Here is a 17,376-nt window from a genome sequence, read left to right as displayed (position 1 = left end):
AGCCAGCAGTGTAAACTGCCCTGCGTGTACATCAAGAATAATTCTTATTTTTATTTACTCACTCCAGCCTGGCGAAAAGTCAGGTTATATCGGTACTCGCCAGTCAATGGGTGGACCCCAGGTTTCAGAGGCTGAATGCCGTGATAATAAAGCCGCGACTCCCTGCCCCACACCACCACATCGCCATGCTCCAGCATCAGGCGCTTGAGCGGGTCGTTGCGGCGTAACCCGCCGAACTGGAAGACGGCTGGTAGCCCCAGAGAGACGGATACAATAGGCGCGCGCAAGTCAGGCTCATCCTTGTCCTGATGCAACGAGAGTTTCGCACCTGCGGCGTAGCGGTTGATCAGACAGGCATCCGGACGGAAGTCTGGATAATCCGCAGCCACGGCGGCCTCGTGGCAGAGAGACTGAAAAACAGCAGGTATGGGAGGCCACGGCAGACCGGTTAAGGGATCGACAGGGGCATACAAATAGCCCCGTTCGTTCGTCGCCCAACCGAGTTCTCCGCAGTTGGCCATTGCCACCGACATGGTGTAGCCTCCCGGCGTCACCATATGGCGAAACGGTGAAACGGTCGTTACCTCTTCGATACCAGCAAGCAGCGCCTCTGCACGTGAAAGTGCAAAGCGGCGAAGGATCACCGCGCCCGGAGCAAGGGGTTCCTGCCAGGGTTCAGCATCCGCAAAAAGATCGAGCATTATCCCTCCTGGTGTTCCGCCTCACGCTTCAGTAATAACGCTTTTCGTTCAGTCCCCCATCGGTAACCCGATAGCGCACCGTCATTGCGAACAACGCGATGGCAGGGGATCACTATCGCCAGTTTGTTTGCAGCACAGGCTCCGGCAACGGCACGTACGGCATTAGGTTTACCAATTGCTTTTGCCACCTGCTGATAACTTGCCGTTTCACCGCAGGGGATGTCGCGAAGGGCCTGCCAGACGCGCTGCTGGAAAGCGGTTCCACGTATATCCAGCGGCAGTGACAGCGGCACTGCGCGGCTATCAATACTGGCGATAACCTGATGGGCACGCAGTGCAAAAGCGTCTTCCAACGGTACGCGCTCTGCTTTTGGAAACAGCGTAGCAAGCTCTTCGGTTAATTCTGTATCGCTATCACCCAGCAGTATCGCGCAGATCCCCCGCTCGCTTTCAGCAACCAGACAGCGTCCTAACGAACAGTCGTCGATGGCATAACGCACAACCACATCGCCTTTACGATACTGTTTCGCCGTCATACCCAGCGTATCGCTGGCTTTACGATAATAACTGCTGCTATCAGGAAATCCTGCCGCCAGCACGGCGTCGGTAATGTTGTCTCCCTGCGCAAGCGCCGTGCGCAGGCGCTGCCCCCGTGCCGCCTGCTGCCAGGCTTTTGGCGTCATACCGGTCACGGATTTAAACAGACGATGGAAATGGAAAGGACTCATGGCAACCTGGTTCGCCAGCTTTTCCAGTGTCAGGGTGGGATCCTGCTCCAGAAGGCGACAGGCGTGCTCTATTTTTGCCAGCTTCTGTTCCTGCGGATTGCCTTTATCCGGCATACAGCGCTTGCACGGGCGAAAACCTGCCTGAATGGCATGGTGAACATCGGGATAAAAGCAGACATTTTTACGCAGCGCGTGGCGGGCACGACAGGACGGACGACACACGATCCCCGTGGTCTGCACGGCAAAGACAAACTGTTCGTCAGCGCGTGGATCGCGGGCCAGCACGGCCTGCCAGCGCTCTTCATCGGTAATATAGGTCGGGTTTTTCATCATCAACTCCTCTTACAAGCATACATACAGCGTGCCTGAGTGCCACTGATAAAAAACCCGCAACCTTGCTTTTTAATTTTTGTCACTCACCAGGAAGCTGTTGAACTGCGGTGAATGCCAGGTTTTAAATCCGTCAGCCTCTTTGATGATCATATAAACCGCCAGCCCTTCCTGACGAACCACCTCTTTGGCTTTCTCCGGTCCGAGTACCATTAACCCGGTATCCCAGGCATCGGCTTCCAGCGCAGTGGGGGCAATGACCGTCACCGAAACCAGGTTATGTGTGATTGGGCGCCCGGTCTGTGGGTCAATGACATGCGAAATGCGTTTCCCGTCAAGTTCGTAATAGTTGCGGTAGCTTCCGGATGTACTGATGCCGTGCCCGTTGATATCCACCATCGCCTGCACGGCGTTTTGCTGATCGGTCGGCTTTTGGATGGCCACCCGCCAGGGTTTATCACTGGCGTTCATGCCGCGGCTCACTAAGGCCCCCCCCACAGACACCAGATAACGCGAAATCCCTTCCTGGGCCATCAACGCTGCCAGGTGATCTGCCGCATAACCTTCCCCAACCGTTGACAGGTCGACAAACAGATCGGGGATATCTTTTTGCAGATACTGTTGACCGTACTGATTGATCACCGTCAGATGTTGTAGACCAGTCCTGGCACGGGCGTCATCAATGGCTGCCTGATCGGGCGTGATGACCGGCTGCTTGTTGGGGCCAAAACCCCAGAGATTTACCAGCGGTCCAACGGTGACGTCCATCGCGCCGCCGGTTTTGTAACCCACGCGGAGTGACTCCGTCACGATATCGGCCATCGCTTCACTAACCGGCCACAGGGAAGTACTGCTTGAGAGATTAAAGCGCATCAGCGCCGAGTCATTTTTATACGTTGAAAGTAGTTGATCGTCAGCGTCCAGCTGTGACTGAATTTTGCCACGGAGTTCGTCTGCGCGCGTTTTATCAAGGTTCATCACGCTGACACGCCAGAAGGTGCCCATCGTTTTACCTTCAAGCACTGTCGCCGCAGGTGCATCGGCTTTCGCCACCGGCGGCGTGGAAGAGTCACAAGCGGTCAGGAAAAAAAAAGTAGCCAGAAAGCTGGCGCGTAAAAAAGTCATGTCCATTCATTATTATCCTCATGCCAGGGCGGCAAGAGTACACCAAAACGGGTGGATTGTGAGATCCTAAAAAAACAGACTAAAAAGGGGCCATCAGGCCCCTTTGTCAAATTGCGAAGCGATTAGAACTGGTAAACCAGACCCAGTGCTACGACATCGTCAGTGCTGATACCTGCACTACGGGTGAAGTCGTTTTCATCCAGCAGGTTGATTTTGTAGTCCACGTAGGTAGACATGTTTTTGTTGAAGTAGTAAGTCGCACCAACATCAACATATTTCAGGATATCCTGGTCGCCGTAGCCGTTTTCCAGGTCCTTACCTTTAGACTGCAGGTAAGCTACGGACGGACGCAGACCGAAGTCGAACTGGTATTGAGCAACAACTTCGAAGTTCTGCGCTTTGTTTGCCCAACCCAGATTACCTACGCGAGTCGCGTTGTAGGTCTGAGTATATTGAGTCGCCAGGTAGAGGTTGTTTGCATCGTATTTCAGACCGCCAGTGTAAGTTTCAGCGCGATCGCCATTACCGTAGTCCATATCGTTCTGGGAGTTGGTACGTTTAGAACTGGTTACTGCAGTACCGATACCGAAACCTTCGCCCAGGTTATAAGTGATAGAACCACCGACACCATCACCGTTCTGACGCAGCGGCCCACGGCCATTGGCGGTCTGGTCTTCACCGCTTACGCTACCGTTTTTACCCTGATACTGAACCGCGAAGTTCAGGCCATCAACCAACCCGAAGAAATCGCTGTTACGGTAGGTCGCGAAACCATTACCACGCTGCTGCATGAAGTTGTCAGAACCGTAGGTATCGCCGCCGAATTCCGGCAGAACGTCGGTCCATGAAGTAACATCGTAAACAACACCGTAGTTACGACCGTAGTCGAAAGAACCCGCATCACCAAATTTCAGACCGGCAAACGCCACACGGGTCCAGGACTGGTTTTCACTTTCAGCAGTGTTACCCTGAATCTGGTATTCCCACTGGCCGTACCCGGTCAGTTGATCGTTAATTTGCGTTTCGCCTTTGAAGCCAAGACGCATGTAGGTCTGGTCACCATCAACGCTGTCGTCATCAGAGAAATAGTGCAGACCATCAACTTTGCCGTACAGATCTAATTTGTTGCCATCTTTGTTATAAATTTCAGCCGCATTTGCTGCGCCTGCTACCAGCAGTGCTGGTACCAGGAGGGACAGTACTTTAACTTTCATTTTATTAACCCTCTGTTATATGCCTTATAATTACCACTGCTTACTGGTTAACCCTCATTAACCAGTCGGCAATTTCATTCTCCTCAAAATTGCAGAATAATCCAATGCGAATATGATACTAAAACTTTGAAGGTGTTTCATTTATGCATCAACATGTTTCAATTTGTAAATGCCAAGGAACTTTTACAAAGCACAAATAGCTTAAAAATTTAGCACTTATAATCAAACGAAAAAATCACCACTTAAACATCAATAAGTTACATTAAAATAGCATTACAGCACTGAATGACAAAACAAGATCACACCTAATCTCTAAAATAACTCTCGCTATCATCATTAACTTTATTTATTACCGTCATTCAGCTTTGAATGTCTGTTTATCCCTAATTCAACCGGATGCTTCGCATTCGGTTTTTTTTTACCTTTCTTTACGTAACCTTTCTTTTTTTGTGCTACCGCCCTGAAATTGTAACGACTATTAACTAAATTTTTACCGTGGCCCCCCTGACGGGGTGGAATTGATGCAGAACTTAATTTCTTGTTAATTCGTGCTATTCCCCTAATTATGGCATTCCTTATTTGTACACCACCGGCGAGTTTGTACATGTTTGATGCACTCTCCGCTATTGATAACGGCCGATGAAAAAGACGCTTCTTCCAGACCAGTGACGCTGGAAATTCAGTTATTACCCTTTATACTGCCCTATCGCGACAGAGCACGACCATCACAGGTTAGAGATATCAATGAGTCAGACTGAAACTACCGCCCCGAGCAAATTCTCCCTCCTCCCCGGGAGCATCACCCGTTTCTTTCTTCTTTTGATCGTTGTGCTGTTAGTCACAATGGGAGTTATGGTGCAGAGCGCGGTGAACGCCTGGCTGAAGGACAAAAGCTATCAGGTTGTTGATATCACCCATGCTGTGCACAAGCGCATTGATACCTGGCGCTACGCCACCTGGCAGATTTACGACAATATTGCGGCTGCGCCCGCAACCCCATCCGGAGATGGGCTACAGGAGACGCGTCTCAAGCAGGACGTCTATTATCTTGAAAAACCACAGCGCAAAACTGAGGCACTTATCTTTGGCTCTCACGACAGTGCGACGCTGGAGATGACGCAACGTATTTCGACCTATCTGGATACCCTTTGGGGAGCCGAAACAGTGCCGTGGTCGATGTACTATCTGAATGGTCAGGACAACAGCATGATCCTGATCTCGACGCTGCCGTTGAAAGATCTCTCTTCCGGGTTTAAAGAGACAACCGTGGGCAGCATTGTTGATTCCCGCCGGGCAGAAATGCTACAGCAGGCAAATGCTCTCGATGAACGTGAGAGCTTCTCATCACTGCGGCGGCTGGCCTGGCAAAATGGCCATTATTTTACCCTGCGCACCACGTTCAACCAGCCAGGGCATCTGGCGACAGTGGTGGCCTTCGATTTACCGATTAATGATTTAATCCCGCCGGATATGCCGCTCGACAGCTTCCGCCTGGAGCCAGACAGCAGCACCCAGAACATGCGTGCGACGTCTGACAAAGAGGCCGCAGAGAGCGTATCGATCTCTTTTAACGGCTCGAAAATTGAAATTGCCTCTTCGCTGAACTCAACCGGTATGCGTCTGGTGTGGCAGGTGCCGTTCGGCACGCTGTTGCTCGACACCCTGCAAAATATCCTGTTGCCCCTGCTGCTGAATATCGGTCTGCTGGCGCTGGCTCTGTTTGGCTACAGTACGTTTCGTTTCCAGCCGGGTCGTCAAAGCGATGCCTCTGCGGTTTCGGCGGGCACCACTAATGAGTTGCGCGTGTTACGTGCCTTGAATGAAGAGATTGTTTCCGTGCTGCCGCTTGGGGTCTTAGTTCACGACCAGGAAGCGAATCGTACGGTGATGAGCAACAAAATTGCCGACCATCTGCTGCCGCATCTTAACCTGCAAAACATCACCACCATGGCGGATCAGCACCAGGGGGTGATTCAGGCCACCATCAACAATGAACTGTACGAGATCCGTCAGTTCCGCAGTCAGATCGCCCCACGCACGCAAATTTTCATTATCCGCGATCAGGATAGAGAAGTGCTGGTGAATAAAAAGCTGAAGCAGGCGCAAAGGCTTTATGAGAAAAACCAGCAGGGGCGCGCGGCATTCATGCAGAATATTGGTGATGCATTCAAACAGCCATTAAAAACGCTGGCAACCCAGGCGGCAGCGTTAGATACGTCAGAAAGCCACCAGCTTGCCAGCCAGGCCGACTCACTGGTTCGTATGGTTGATGAGATCCAATTGGCGAATATGCTGGAGAATGATTTCTGGAAAGGAACACCTACCCTCTTCTCCATTCAGAATCTGATCGATGAAGTGGTTCCGGAAGTCCTGCCCGTGATTAAGCGCAAAGGGCTGCAACTGCTGATCAATAACCATTTATCCGCGAATGATGAACGTCACGGCGATCGCGAAGCACTGCGCCGCATTCTGCTGATGCTTATTCAGTATGCGGTGACCACCACCCAGATTGGCAAGATCACCCTGGAGGTGAGCACAGACGAGTCTGCTGAAGATCGTCTGACGTTCCGCATCCTGGACACCGGGGAAGGCGTCACAACGAGCGAAATTGATAATCTGCACTTCCCGTTCCTTAATGACACCCAGAGCGATCATTACGGCAAAGCCAATGCGCTGACCTTCTGGTTATGCGATCAACTGGCGCGTAAGCTTGGTGGTCACCTGAATATCAAGGCCCGTGAATCCCTCGGCACCCGGTACTCTCTGCACGTTAAAATGGCCGCCAATCCACAGGAAGAAGATGAAGAACGTCTGCTGGATGATGTTGTGGTGATGGTCGATGTGACCTCAAATGAGATCCGCAATATTGTGGTTCGTCAGTTAGAAAACTGGGGTGCGGCCTGCATCACGCCGGATGAAAGGCTGGCAAGTCAAGAATTTGATCTGTTTTTAACTGATAATCCGTCTAATCTTACTGCCTCCGGCTTGCTTTTAAGCGATGATGAGTCAGGCGTGCGGAAAATCGGCCCTGGCCAGCTGCGCGTCAATTTTAATATAAGCAATGCGATGCAGGAAGCTGTACTACAACTAATAGAAGAGCAGTTGGCGCAGGAAGAGATAGCGGAATCCCCGTTAGGCGGCAATGAAAATGCCGAGCTTCACGCCAGCGGATACTATTCACTCTTTGTTGATACAGTACCAGATGATGTTAAGCGGTTGTATACTGAGTCCGCTGCGAATGATTTTGCAGCGCTGGCACAGACAGCACACCGGCTTAAAGGGGTGTTTGCCATGCTTAATCTGGTTCCCGGCAAGCAGTTATGTGAGACGCTGGAACATCTAATTCGTGAGAAAGATGCCTCTGGCATTGAAAAATACATCAGCGACATTGACGCCTACGTCAAAAGCTTGCTGTAGCAAGGTAGCCTAATACATGAACAATATGAACGTAATTATTGCCGATGACCATCCGATTGTACTGTTCGGTATTCGCAAATCACTTGAACAGATCGAGTGGGTGAATGTGGTCGGTGAATTTGAAGACTCTACAGCTCTGATCAATAACCTCCCAAAGCTTGATGCACACGTGCTCATTACCGATCTCTCCATGCCTGGGGACAAGTACGGTGATGGGATCACGCTCATCAAATATATTAAACGTCACTTCCCGGATATCTCGATTATCGTTCTGACCATGAACAACAACCCGGCGATTCTGAGCGCCGTGTTGGATCTGGATATCGAAGGCATTGTGTTGAAACAAGGCGCACCGACCGATCTGCCAAAAGCACTCGCTGCGCTGCAGAAAGGCAAGAAATTCACGCCTGAGAGCGTCTCTCGCCTGCTGGAAAAAATCAGCGCAGGTGGTTACGGTGACAAACGCCTGTCACCGAAAGAGAGCGAAGTTCTGCGCCTGTTCGCTGAAGGTTTCCTGGTGACCGAGATTGCCAAGAAACTGAACCGCAGTATTAAAACCATCAGCAGCCAGAAAAAATCAGCGATGATGAAACTGGGTGTGGACAATGATATTGCCCTGCTGAACTATCTCTCCTCCGTCACGTTGAGCGCAACGGATAAGGATTGATTCCCTTCGGGGGTTCCTCTCCCACAGGGAAAGAGTGAAAAACGTAAAAGGCCCTTGCGGGCCTTTTTTATGTTCTCGTTTTTCTCACGCGCTCCGCATAAACAGACAATGTCTGCTTCAGCACATCCAGCGTCACCGGTTTTGATAAACAGCTGTCCATACCTGACTCCAGGCAGCGCTGTTTCTCTTCCGCCAGCGCGTTCGCCGTCACGCCCACAACCGGTAACGTCAGGCCAAGCTGGCGGATGCGCTGCGTCAGACGATAGCCATCCATATTCGGCATGTTTACGTCGCTGAGAACAATATCAATATGATTTTTACTCAGTACATTCAGCGCGTCCACGCCATCATTAGCCGTTTTGCACTGATAGCCAAGCGAACCAAGCTGGTCGGCCAGAAGGCGGCGGTTAATCGGATGGTCATCCACCACCAGGATCATCATATCGTCATTCACTGACGCCAGAGACTCCGGTGACGGTAATCCACCCGCACCGTCACTCTCTTCCAGATGCACTTTGTAGATGCGAGCCAGCAGGCTCATCAGTTCATGCGGCGTTGCTACGCTGTGTACCCATTCTCCCGGCGCACGTTCAACCGGGATGCCGATGTGACGGCGGCAGAAGAGTACCGTCCCTCTTCCCTGCCACGGCTGTTCCGGCATATCGTCGGTAATCAGCACATCGTCCACATCCGGTGTTTGACCTTCATAGCGGGACACCCTCACGCCGCTGTGAGTGAGCAGCGCAGTGAGATAGTCATTCAGTGAGGCATTATGCACCGCCAGCCAGCAGCGTTTATTGCTCAGACCGTCAACCGTCGTTTTTGCCGGATACTGCGCCGAATAGAGCGGAATGCGGATGGTAAACTGGCTACCCATACCGGGCTCGGTATCAACGGAGATATCACCGTCCATCATGCTGACGAGTTTCTCACAGATCGCCAACCCCAGCCCGGTGCCCTGGAAGTTACGCTGCACGCCGGTACCGACCTGGAAGAACGGGTCGAACAGACGAACCACTTCTTTCGCTGGAATACCTACTCCCGTGTCCCGCACGCGGATACTCAGGTAATCACCGGCCCGGCAAACATGTAATACAATACAGCCGATATCGGTGAATTTAATGGCGTTACTGAGCAGGTTAGAGATGACCTGCTGCAGGCGCATGGGATCACCGTGCAATGTCAGCGGCACATCCGGTTCGATAAAACAGTAAAGCCCCAGCTGTTTACGCACCACCAGCGGCAGATAGTTGGCGCTGATGTGGTTCATCACCTCACGCGGAGAGAACTCACGCGGTTCGATTTTCAGCTGCTCAGACTCAATTTTGGAGAAGTCGAGAATATCACTGATGATTTTCAGCAGCAGGCTGGAGGAGTTGTTCATCGCCGTCACCAGCCTGTCGACCCCTTTCGGCAGCTCTTTCGTCTGCAACAGGTCGAGGTTACCGATAATCCCGTACAACGGCGTACGCAACTCGTGGCTGACTGTCGCAAGGAACATCGATTTCGACTGACTGGCCTGCTCTGCCGCCTGCGCCATCTCCTGCAACGACTCTTCCATCTTCACGCGTGCAGAAACATCCACCAGCACGCAAATCGCCACGTTTTCATTGCGATAGCGGGAATGAACAAAGCTGATTTGCAGGTTAGTGTGCGTGCTGGTCAGCACGTCGACAAAGTTAACCTGCTGACCACAGATAATTTGCGTCAGCCTTTGCCGATCCTCATGCGTCAGCATGTTCAGGTAATTATGTGCCAGCTCATTACTCAGGATATTGGTCCCGTCCTGGGTACGCAGGATACAGATCCCCACCGGTGCCGAGGCGACAATTTTACGGTTAAATTGCTCATGTTCTTCAAGGCGTTGAGCATCCACCTCTGCCGGGATAAATATCCGACGTTCATACATGCGTGCCAGCATAAACAGCGCCACGCCCACCGCGATATTCAGCAAAATGGCGTTGAGGATCAGGATACGAATGCGTTCGAGCACCATATCCACCGGCAGCGAATAGACAATGCTCAGCGACGAAGGCGGCAGGTTCTTTTTCAGCACCAGCTCACGGAAGCCGGAGGTATAGCCAAACCACGATCGCTCCTGCATCCAGTGCGGATCGACGTTTAAACGGTTGTCTGGCCCAGCCAGGGAGATAAGCTGATGTCCATTTTCATCAAGAATAGTCACCCCCATTGGCAGACTGCCTGGGGTGAAGAAGTTTTCCATGCGAATGGTCTGTTCAATCCCCAGCAACGCCTGCAGGCGATTGCCCAGATACACCGGCGTCAGGGCGTAGAAATAACCCACCCCCGTGCGCGGGCCCTGGCTTATCCAGAAGATGTTATTTCCGCGCTCATCCTGCGGTGCGTTGCGGTATTTCACGATGCGTTCATGCAGGCTTTTCAACGCATCATCACGCTCGACGGGAAGATCGCGCAGGCCAAAATCCGCCACGCAGAGATTTTCACTGCCAATCAGGAATACGCGATTGAGGTCATAGGCAGCAGAAAAATTGTCGCGCCAGTAGCGCATAAACCAGGCAAGAGATTCCAGTGACCCACGCCAGGTATTGCTCATGGTGGAACAATCGGAATCCGGGAACAGCGGCTGGAAGTCCGGGACTTCAGTTTTGTCGTTACGACCGCGGAGGGCAAGAATACCATTTTCCGCCGTCAGACGATTTTCAGCAATGTACTTCAGCTCCTTCATTACATCAGACGTTCGCTGAATGTAGCGCTGGGCCTGGTCGGAGCTTAAATTAAACTCCTGGCGGATCTCCGCTTCTTTCTGATGCAGCGCGTTAACGATGTAAAACACCGAGAACAATGCCACCAGCAGCCAAAGCAAGAGCGCCAGCGCCCGAAACAGATAGCGAGAAACTTTCAGCGTAGTACGAAAGGAGACGAGGTATTTCAAAGGGGCGAGGCTCCGCCGTCGGGGTCAAAAGAATGTGGTTAAGGTAGCGGTAAACGCGCCAGGTCGCAACGTTGACTTATCTGCTTCTGCAAAAGAAAAGGGCCGGAATCCGGCCCTTTTTTGCATCATGCAATATTACTCGTCAGCGTCATCCGCTGCATCGTCGTCGGTGTCGGTTTCCGGTGCGATATCATCATCACCTTCTGCGACGCTGCCGTCGATGGAATCGAGTTCTTCGTCGTCCACCGGCTCAGCAACACGCTGCAGACCCACAACGTTTTCATCTTCCGCAGTACGGATGAGGATCACGCCCTGGGTGTTACGGCCCACCACGCTGATCTCAGAGACGCGCGTACGCACCAGCGTACCGGCATCGGTGATCATCATGATCTGGTCAGCATCGTCTACCTGTACCGCGCCAACAACGGAACCGTTGCGCTCGGTGACCTTGATAGAGATAACGCCCTGTGTTCCGCGAGACTTGGTTGGGTATTCCCCTTCCGCTGTACGTTTACCGTAACCATTCTGCGTCACGGTCAGGATAGCCCCTTCACCGCGCGGAATAATCAGGGAAACCACAGAGTCTTCACCAGCCAGCTTGATGCCACGAACGCCCGTAGCGGTACGACCCATCGCACGGACAGCGTTCTCTTTAAAGCGCACCACTTTACCGGCCGCAGAGAACAGCATCACTTCATCCGAACCGGAGGTCAGATCCACGCCAATCAGCTCATCACCTTCGTTCAGGTTCACCGCAATGATACCCGCAGAACGTGGACGGCTGAACTCGGTGAGCGCGGTTTTCTTCACGGTACCGCTGGCGGTCGCCATAAAGACGTTCACGCCCTCTTCGTACTCGCGTACCGGCAGAATGGCGGTGATACGTTCGTTCGCTTCCAGCGGCAGCAGGTTAACAATTGGACGACCACGCGCGCCACGGCTCGCTTCCGGCAACTGGTAGACCTTCATCCAGTACAGACGACCACGGCTTGAGAAGCAGAGGATCGTGTCATGGGTGTTCGCCACCAGCAGGCGGTCAATAAAGTCTTCTTCTTTAATACGTGCCGCAGACTTGCCTTTACCACCACGACGTTGTGCTTCGTAGTCGGTTAACGGCTGATACTTCACGTAGCCCTGGTGAGACAGGGTCACAACAACGTCTTCCTGGTTGATCAGGTCTTCAATGTTGATGTCCGCGGTGTTCGCGGTGATTTCGGTGCGACGCTCATCGCCGAACTGATCACGGACCAACTCCAGCTCTTCACGGATCACTTCCATCAGACGTTCTGCGCTACCCAGGATGTGCAGCAGCTCAGCAATCTGTTCCAGCAGTTCTTTGTATTCGTCGAGCAGTTTTTCATGCTCAAGGCCGGTCAGTTTCTGCAGACGCAGATCCAGAATCGCCTGGGCCTGCTGTTCAGTCAGATAGTATTGACCGTCACGCACGCCGAACTCAGGTTCCAGCCACTCAGGACGCGCAGCATCATCACCCGCACGTTCCAGCATCGCTGCAACGTTACCCAGATCCCACGGACGGGAAATCAGTGCGGCTTTCGCTTCTGCCGGAGTTGGCGCACGACGGATCAGTTCGATGATCGGATCGATGTTAGCCAGGGCAACCGCCAGCGCTTCAAGGATATGCGCACGGTCGCGCGCTTTGCGCAGTTCAAAGATGGTACGACGAGTCACCACTTCACGGCGGTGACGCACGAACGCGCTCAGGATCTCTTTCAGGTTCATGATCTTCGGCTGACCATGGTGCAGTGCAACCATGTTGATACCGAAGGAAACCTGGAGCTGAGTCTGGGAGTACAGGTTGTTCAGAACAACTTCACCCACCGCGTCACGTTTGATTTCAATCACGATGCGCATGCCGTCTTTATCAGACTCATCACGCAGCGCGCTGATACCTTCAACACGTTTTTCTTTTACCAGCTCGGCGATTTTTTCAATCAGACGCGCTTTGTTCACCTGATACGGGATCTCGTGAACAATGATCGTTTCACGGCCGGTTTTAGCGTCCGCTTCCACTTCTGCGCGGGCACGGATGTAAATCTTGCCGCGACCGGTGCGGTAAGCTTCTTCAATACCACGACGACCGTTGATGATCGCCGCCGTCGGGAAGTCCGGGCCCGGGATGTGTTCCATCAGCCCTTCAATGCTGATGTCTTCATCGTCGATATACGCCAGGCAACCGTTGATCACTTCCGTGATGTTGTGTGGCGGAATGTTGGTTGCCATACCGACGGCGATACCGGACGAACCGTTCACCAGCAGGTTAGGGATTTTCGTTGGCATAACGTCAGGAATTTTTTCCGTGCCGTCGTAGTTATCAACGAAATCAACCGTCTCTTTTTCCAGGTCGGCCATCAGCTCATGGGCAATCTTCGCCAGACGGATTTCCGTATAACGCATTGCCGCGGCGGAGTCGCCGTCGATAGAACCAAAGTTACCCTGACCATCTACCAGCATGTAACGCAGCGAGAATGGCTGCGCCATACGGACGATAGTGTCGTACACCGCGGAATCACCATGAGGATGGTATTTACCGATTACGTCACCAACGACACGGGCAGATTTTTTGTAGGCTTTATTCCAGTCATTGCCCAATACGTTCATGGCGTATAGTACGCGACGGTGTACCGGCTTCAGGCCATCGCGGACGTCCGGCAGCGCACGGCCAACAATGACCGACATCGCATAGTCCAGATAGGAGCTCTTCAGCTCTTCCTCGATGTTAACCGGTGTAATTTCTCTCGCAAGGTCGCTCATCTAACCGCTATCCCTCTACTGTATCCCGGATTCAAAGGTCGCAAATTATAACACAGCCGAGGTGATTGAGGTAAACCTATACGCTTTATTCACAGGGATTGCCTGATATACTCATTCGTCTTGCTAAATAAGGAGTAAAAGCGCCCATGAATGCCGAAAAATCCCCGGTGTCTCACAACGTTGACCATGAAGAGATTGCCAAATTTGAAGCGGTGGCGTCCCGCTGGTGGGATCTCGAGGGTGAGTTCAAACCTCTGCACCGTATTAACCCGCTGCGTCTGGGCTATATCGCGGAGCGTTCCGGCGGTCTGTTCGGTAAGAAAGTGCTCGATGTCGGTTGCGGTGGCGGTATCCTGGCAGAGAGTATGGCGCGCGAAGGGGCGACTGTCACGGGCCTGGACATGGGCTTTGAGCCGCTGCAGGTTGCCCGTCTCCATGCCCTGGAGTCCGGCATAAAGGTGGAATACGTGCAGGAAACCGTTGAAGAGCACGCGGCCAAACATGCGCATCAGTACGATGTGGTGACCTGCATGGAGATGCTGGAGCACGTTCCCGATCCACAGTCCGTGGTGCACGCCTGCGCAAAACTGGTGAAACCGGGTGGACAAGTCTTCTTCTCGACCATCAACCGTAATGGTAAAGCCTGGCTGATGGCCGTCGTCGGCGCAGAGTATGTGCTGCGCATGGTGCCGAAAGGGACACACGATGTGAAGAAATTCATTAAGCCTGCTGAGTTACTGAGCTGGGTCGACCAGACGTGGCTTAAAGAGCAACACATCACCGGTCTGCATTTCAATCCATTGACCGATAAATTCAAACTCGCACCGGGCGTAGATGTTAACTATATGTTGCATACAACCGCCAAAAACGACTAACGTCATCTGTTATTCTTATAAAGATTGCGCGACATCATGTTGCGCAATTCTGACCTCTCGTTGAAGAAATCAGCACTCGATCAAATTTTGAATTTTTTTTCTTAATTATTGACATGTCTTCCAGGCCTTACGGTACGAGGACTTACGCTTTTTTACCCTTTCACAACCTCAATTTAACGTCAAAATCAACCCTTGTGCTGAAAAGAATCGATACTAGAATACTCACCATATAGCGTTTTTCTTATCGCAAACCCCCTATATGTAGTATTTATCCACAGAGTTAGTCACAAGACGGATCTGTGGATAAACGGGGGATATTTTTTATTTCACGGACAGGTAAAACCCACATGAATCAGAGTCTGCTGGTGACAAAGCGCGACGGTACCACCGAGCGTATCAATCTGGACAAAATCCATCGAGTTCTCGACTGGGCAGCAGAAGGACTGAACAACGTATCTATCTCCCAGGTCGAACTGAAATCTCACATTCAGTTCTACGACGGCATCAAAACGTCTGATATCCACGAAACCATCATCAAAGCGGCAGCCGATCTGATCTCCCGCGAAGCACCGGATTATCAGTACCTCGCTGCACGTCTGGCGATTTTCCACCTGCGCAAAAAAGCCTACGGCCAGTTTGAGCCGCCAGCGCTTTACGATCACGTAGTGAAAATGGTTGAGCTGGGCAAATACGACACGCATCTGCTGGAAGACTATACGGAAGAAGAGTTCGAGCAGATGAACGGGTTTATCGATCACTGGCGCGACATGAACTTCTCCTACGCGGCGGTGAAGCAGCTCGAAGGCAAATACCTGGTTCAAAACCGTGTGACCGGTGAGATCTACGAAAGCGCCCAATTCCTCTATATTCTGGTGGCCGCCTGCCTGTTCTCTAACTACCCACGTGAAACCCGTCTGGAATACGTGAAGCGTTTCTACGATGCGGTATCCACGTTCAAAATTTCTTTGCCTACGCCAATCATGTCTGGCGTGCGCACCCCTACCCGCCAGTTCAGCTCCTGCGTGCTGATCGAGTGTGGTGACAGCCTGGATTCTATCAACGCCACCTCCAGCGCCATTGTGAAATACGTTTCCCAGCGTGCTGGTATCGGTATCAACGCCGGTCGCATCCGTGCTCTGGGCAGCCCGATTCGCGGCGGTGAAGCGTTCCACACCGGCTGTATCCCGTTCTATAAGCACTTCCAGACGGCAGTGAAATCCTGCTCTCAGGGCGGCGTACGCGGTGGTGCAGCAACCCTGTTCTACCCGATGTGGCACCTGGAAGTGGAAAGCCTGCTGGTACTGAAAAACAACCGTGGCGTGGAAGGCAACCGCGTGCGTCACATGGACTACGGCGTACAGATCAACAAACTGATGTACACCCGTCTGCTAAAAGGTGAAGACATCACCCTGTTCAGCCCGTCCGACGTCCCTGGCCTGTACGACGCGTTCTTCGCTGATCAGGATGAGTTCGAACGTCTGTACACCAAATATGAGAAAGACGACAGCATCCGTAAACAGCGTGTGAAAGCGGTAGACCTGTTCTCTCTGATGATGCAGGAACGTGCCTCTACCGGCCGTATCTACATCCAGAACGTTGACCACTGCAACACCCACAGCCCGTTTGATCCGGCCGTTGCGCCAGTGCGCCAGTCTAACCTGTGCCTGGAAATCGCCCTGCCGACCAAGCCGCTGGACGATGTTAACGACGAAAACGGTGAAATTGCGCTGTGTACGCTGTCTGCATTCAACCTGGGTGCAATTAAGAGCCTCGACGAGCTGGAAGAGCTGGCCGTGCTGGCGGTTCGTGCGCTGGATGCCCTGCTGGACTACCAGGATTATCCAATCCCGGCCGCTAAACGTGGTGCGATGGGTCGTCGTACCCTGGGTATTGGCGTGATCAACTTTGCCTACTGGCTGGCGAAAAACGGCAAGCGTTACTCTGACGGCAGCGCCAACAACCTGACCCACCAGACGTTTGAAGCTATTCAGTATTATCTGATGAAAGCGTCCAACGAACTGGCGAAAGAGCAAGGTGCGTGCCCGTGGTTTAACGAAACCACCTACGCGAAAGGCATTATGCCGATCGATACCTACAAAAAAGATCTGGACGCGATTGTCAGCGAGCCGCTGCATCTGGACTGGGAAGGCCTTCGCGAATCCATTAAGACTTATGGCCTGCGTAACTCTACGCTCTCTGCCCTGATGCCGTCTGAGACCTCTTCGCAGATCTCTAACGCTACCAACGGTATCGAGCCACCTCGCGGCCACGTCAGCATTAAAGCGTCTAAAGACGGTGTTCTGCGCCAGGTGGTGCCGGATTACGAGACGCTGGGCAGCAACTACGAGCTGCTGTGGGAAATGCCGAACAACGACGGCTACCTGCAGCTGGTTGGGATCATGCAGAAGTTTATCGACCAGTCGATCTCTGCAAACACCAACTACGACCCAACGCGCTTCCCGTCAGGTAAGGTACCGATGCAGCAACTGCTGAAAGACCTGCTCACTGCCTATAAATTTGGCGTGAAAACCCTGTACTATCACAACACCCGTGATGGTGCAGAAGACGCGCAGGACGACCTTGTACCGTCAATTCAGGACGATGGCTGCGAAAGCGGCGCATGTAAGATCTAA

Annotated in this window: 11 protein-coding genes; 4 read left to right on the top strand and 7 right to left on the bottom strand. The window is 52.5% G+C overall.

The annotated features are described in order from the left end of the window. Nucleotides 1–50 precede the first annotated feature (50 nt). From alkB to WB237_RS01460, 5 genes are all read right to left on the bottom strand, one after another. Nucleotides 51–701: a DNA oxidative demethylase AlkB gene (gene alkB / locus WB237_RS01480; protein ID WP_336209622.1), complete on the bottom strand. Its 651-nt coding sequence runs from the start codon at nucleotides 699–701 to the stop codon at nucleotides 51–53. Continuing rightward, nucleotides 701–1,759 (bottom strand): bifunctional DNA-binding transcriptional regulator/O6-methylguanine-DNA methyltransferase Ada, encoded by a 1,059-nt coding sequence (ada, locus tag WB237_RS01475; protein ID WP_336213436.1) that lies wholly within the window; start codon nucleotides 1,757–1,759, stop codon nucleotides 701–703. Before ada ends, alkB begins: the two co-directional genes overlap by 1 nt. A gap of 72 nt (nucleotides 1,760–1,831) precedes the next feature. Next, entirely contained in the window at nucleotides 1,832–2,890 is a 1,059-nt protein-coding gene (apbE, locus tag WB237_RS01470; RefSeq protein ID WP_129995305.1) for an FAD:protein FMN transferase ApbE, read from the bottom strand. A gap of 116 nt (nucleotides 2,891–3,006) precedes the next feature. After that, nucleotides 3,007–4,098 (bottom strand): porin OmpC, encoded by a 1,092-nt coding sequence (locus tag WB237_RS01465; protein WP_336209619.1) that lies wholly within the window; start codon nucleotides 4,096–4,098, stop codon nucleotides 3,007–3,009. A gap of 342 nt (nucleotides 4,099–4,440) precedes the next feature. Continuing rightward, nucleotides 4,441–4,704 carry a hypothetical protein gene (locus tag WB237_RS01460; protein WP_336209617.1) on the bottom strand — a complete coding sequence of 88 codons (264 nt, stop codon included), beginning with the start codon at nucleotides 4,702–4,704 and terminating at the stop codon, nucleotides 4,441–4,443. A 138-nt stretch (nucleotides 4,705–4,842) separates the two neighbouring features. Between WB237_RS01460 and rcsD the strand changes: the two genes are divergently transcribed. Then, nucleotides 4,843–7,515 carry a phosphotransferase RcsD gene (gene rcsD, locus WB237_RS01455; protein ID WP_336209615.1) on the top strand — a complete coding sequence of 891 codons (2,673 nt, stop codon included), beginning with the start codon at nucleotides 4,843–4,845 and terminating at the stop codon, nucleotides 7,513–7,515. A 16-nt stretch (nucleotides 7,516–7,531) separates the two neighbouring features. Beyond that, the gene (rcsB, locus tag WB237_RS01450) at nucleotides 7,532–8,182 is read left to right on the top strand and encodes a response regulator transcription factor RcsB (RefSeq protein ID WP_003859405.1); all 651 of its coding nucleotides are present in this window, start codon (nucleotides 7,532–7,534) and stop codon (nucleotides 8,180–8,182) included. 67 nt (nucleotides 8,183–8,249) lie between these two features. Here the strand turns inward: rcsB and rcsC are convergent, their stop codons facing one another. After that, entirely contained in the window at nucleotides 8,250–11,096 is a 2,847-nt protein-coding gene (rcsC, locus tag WB237_RS01445; RefSeq protein WP_336209613.1) for a two-component system sensor histidine kinase RcsC, read from the bottom strand. A 135-nt stretch (nucleotides 11,097–11,231) separates the two neighbouring features. Then, entirely contained in the window at nucleotides 11,232–13,868 is a 2,637-nt protein-coding gene (gene gyrA, locus WB237_RS01440; protein ID WP_114977672.1) for a DNA topoisomerase (ATP-hydrolyzing) subunit A, read from the bottom strand. 146 nt (nucleotides 13,869–14,014) lie between these two features. Between gyrA and ubiG the strand changes: the two genes are divergently transcribed. Next, entirely contained in the window at nucleotides 14,015–14,743 is a 729-nt protein-coding gene (gene ubiG, locus WB237_RS01435; protein WP_028016270.1) for a bifunctional 2-polyprenyl-6-hydroxyphenol methylase/3-demethylubiquinol 3-O-methyltransferase UbiG, read from the top strand. Nucleotides 14,744–15,090: 347 nt separating this feature from the next. After that, nucleotides 15,091–17,376, top strand: a complete 2,286-nt coding sequence (gene nrdA, locus WB237_RS01430) for a class 1a ribonucleoside-diphosphate reductase subunit alpha (RefSeq protein ID WP_336209609.1) — start codon at nucleotides 15,091–15,093, stop codon at nucleotides 17,374–17,376.

The organism is Enterobacter sp. P82, assembly GCF_037053385.1.
Lineage (GTDB): Bacteria > Pseudomonadota > Gammaproteobacteria > Enterobacterales > Enterobacteriaceae > Enterobacter.
The sequence above is the reverse complement of the archived record's forward strand: the minus strand, read 5'-3'. Positions and strand labels throughout refer to the sequence as shown.

What these genes read in the sequence shown, in the direction of transcription:
- alkB (WP_336209622.1), bottom strand. Translation starts at nt 701, where the DNA reads ATGCTCGATCTTTTTGCGGATGCTGAACCCTGGCAGGAACCCCTTGCT.
- ada (WP_336213436.1), bottom strand. Translation starts at nt 1,759, where the DNA reads ATGAAAAACCCGACCTATATTACCGATGAAGAGCGCTGGCAGGCCGTG.
- apbE (WP_129995305.1), bottom strand. Translation starts at nt 2,890, where the DNA reads ATGGACATGACTTTTTTACGCGCCAGCTTTCTGGCTACTTTTTTTTTC.
- WB237_RS01465 (WP_336209619.1), bottom strand. Translation starts at nt 4,098, where the DNA reads ATGAAAGTTAAAGTACTGTCCCTCCTGGTACCAGCACTGCTGGTAGCA.
- WB237_RS01460 (WP_336209617.1), bottom strand. Translation starts at nt 4,704, where the DNA reads ATGTACAAACTCGCCGGTGGTGTACAAATAAGGAATGCCATAATTAGG.
- rcsD (WP_336209615.1), top strand. Translation starts at nt 4,843, where the DNA reads ATGAGTCAGACTGAAACTACCGCCCCGAGCAAATTCTCCCTCCTCCCC.
- rcsB (WP_003859405.1), top strand. Translation starts at nt 7,532, where the DNA reads ATGAACAATATGAACGTAATTATTGCCGATGACCATCCGATTGTACTG.
- gyrA (WP_114977672.1), bottom strand. Translation starts at nt 13,868, where the DNA reads ATGAGCGACCTTGCGAGAGAAATTACACCGGTTAACATCGAGGAAGAG.
- ubiG (WP_028016270.1), top strand. Translation starts at nt 14,015, where the DNA reads ATGAATGCCGAAAAATCCCCGGTGTCTCACAACGTTGACCATGAAGAG.
- nrdA (WP_336209609.1), top strand. Translation starts at nt 15,091, where the DNA reads ATGAATCAGAGTCTGCTGGTGACAAAGCGCGACGGTACCACCGAGCGT.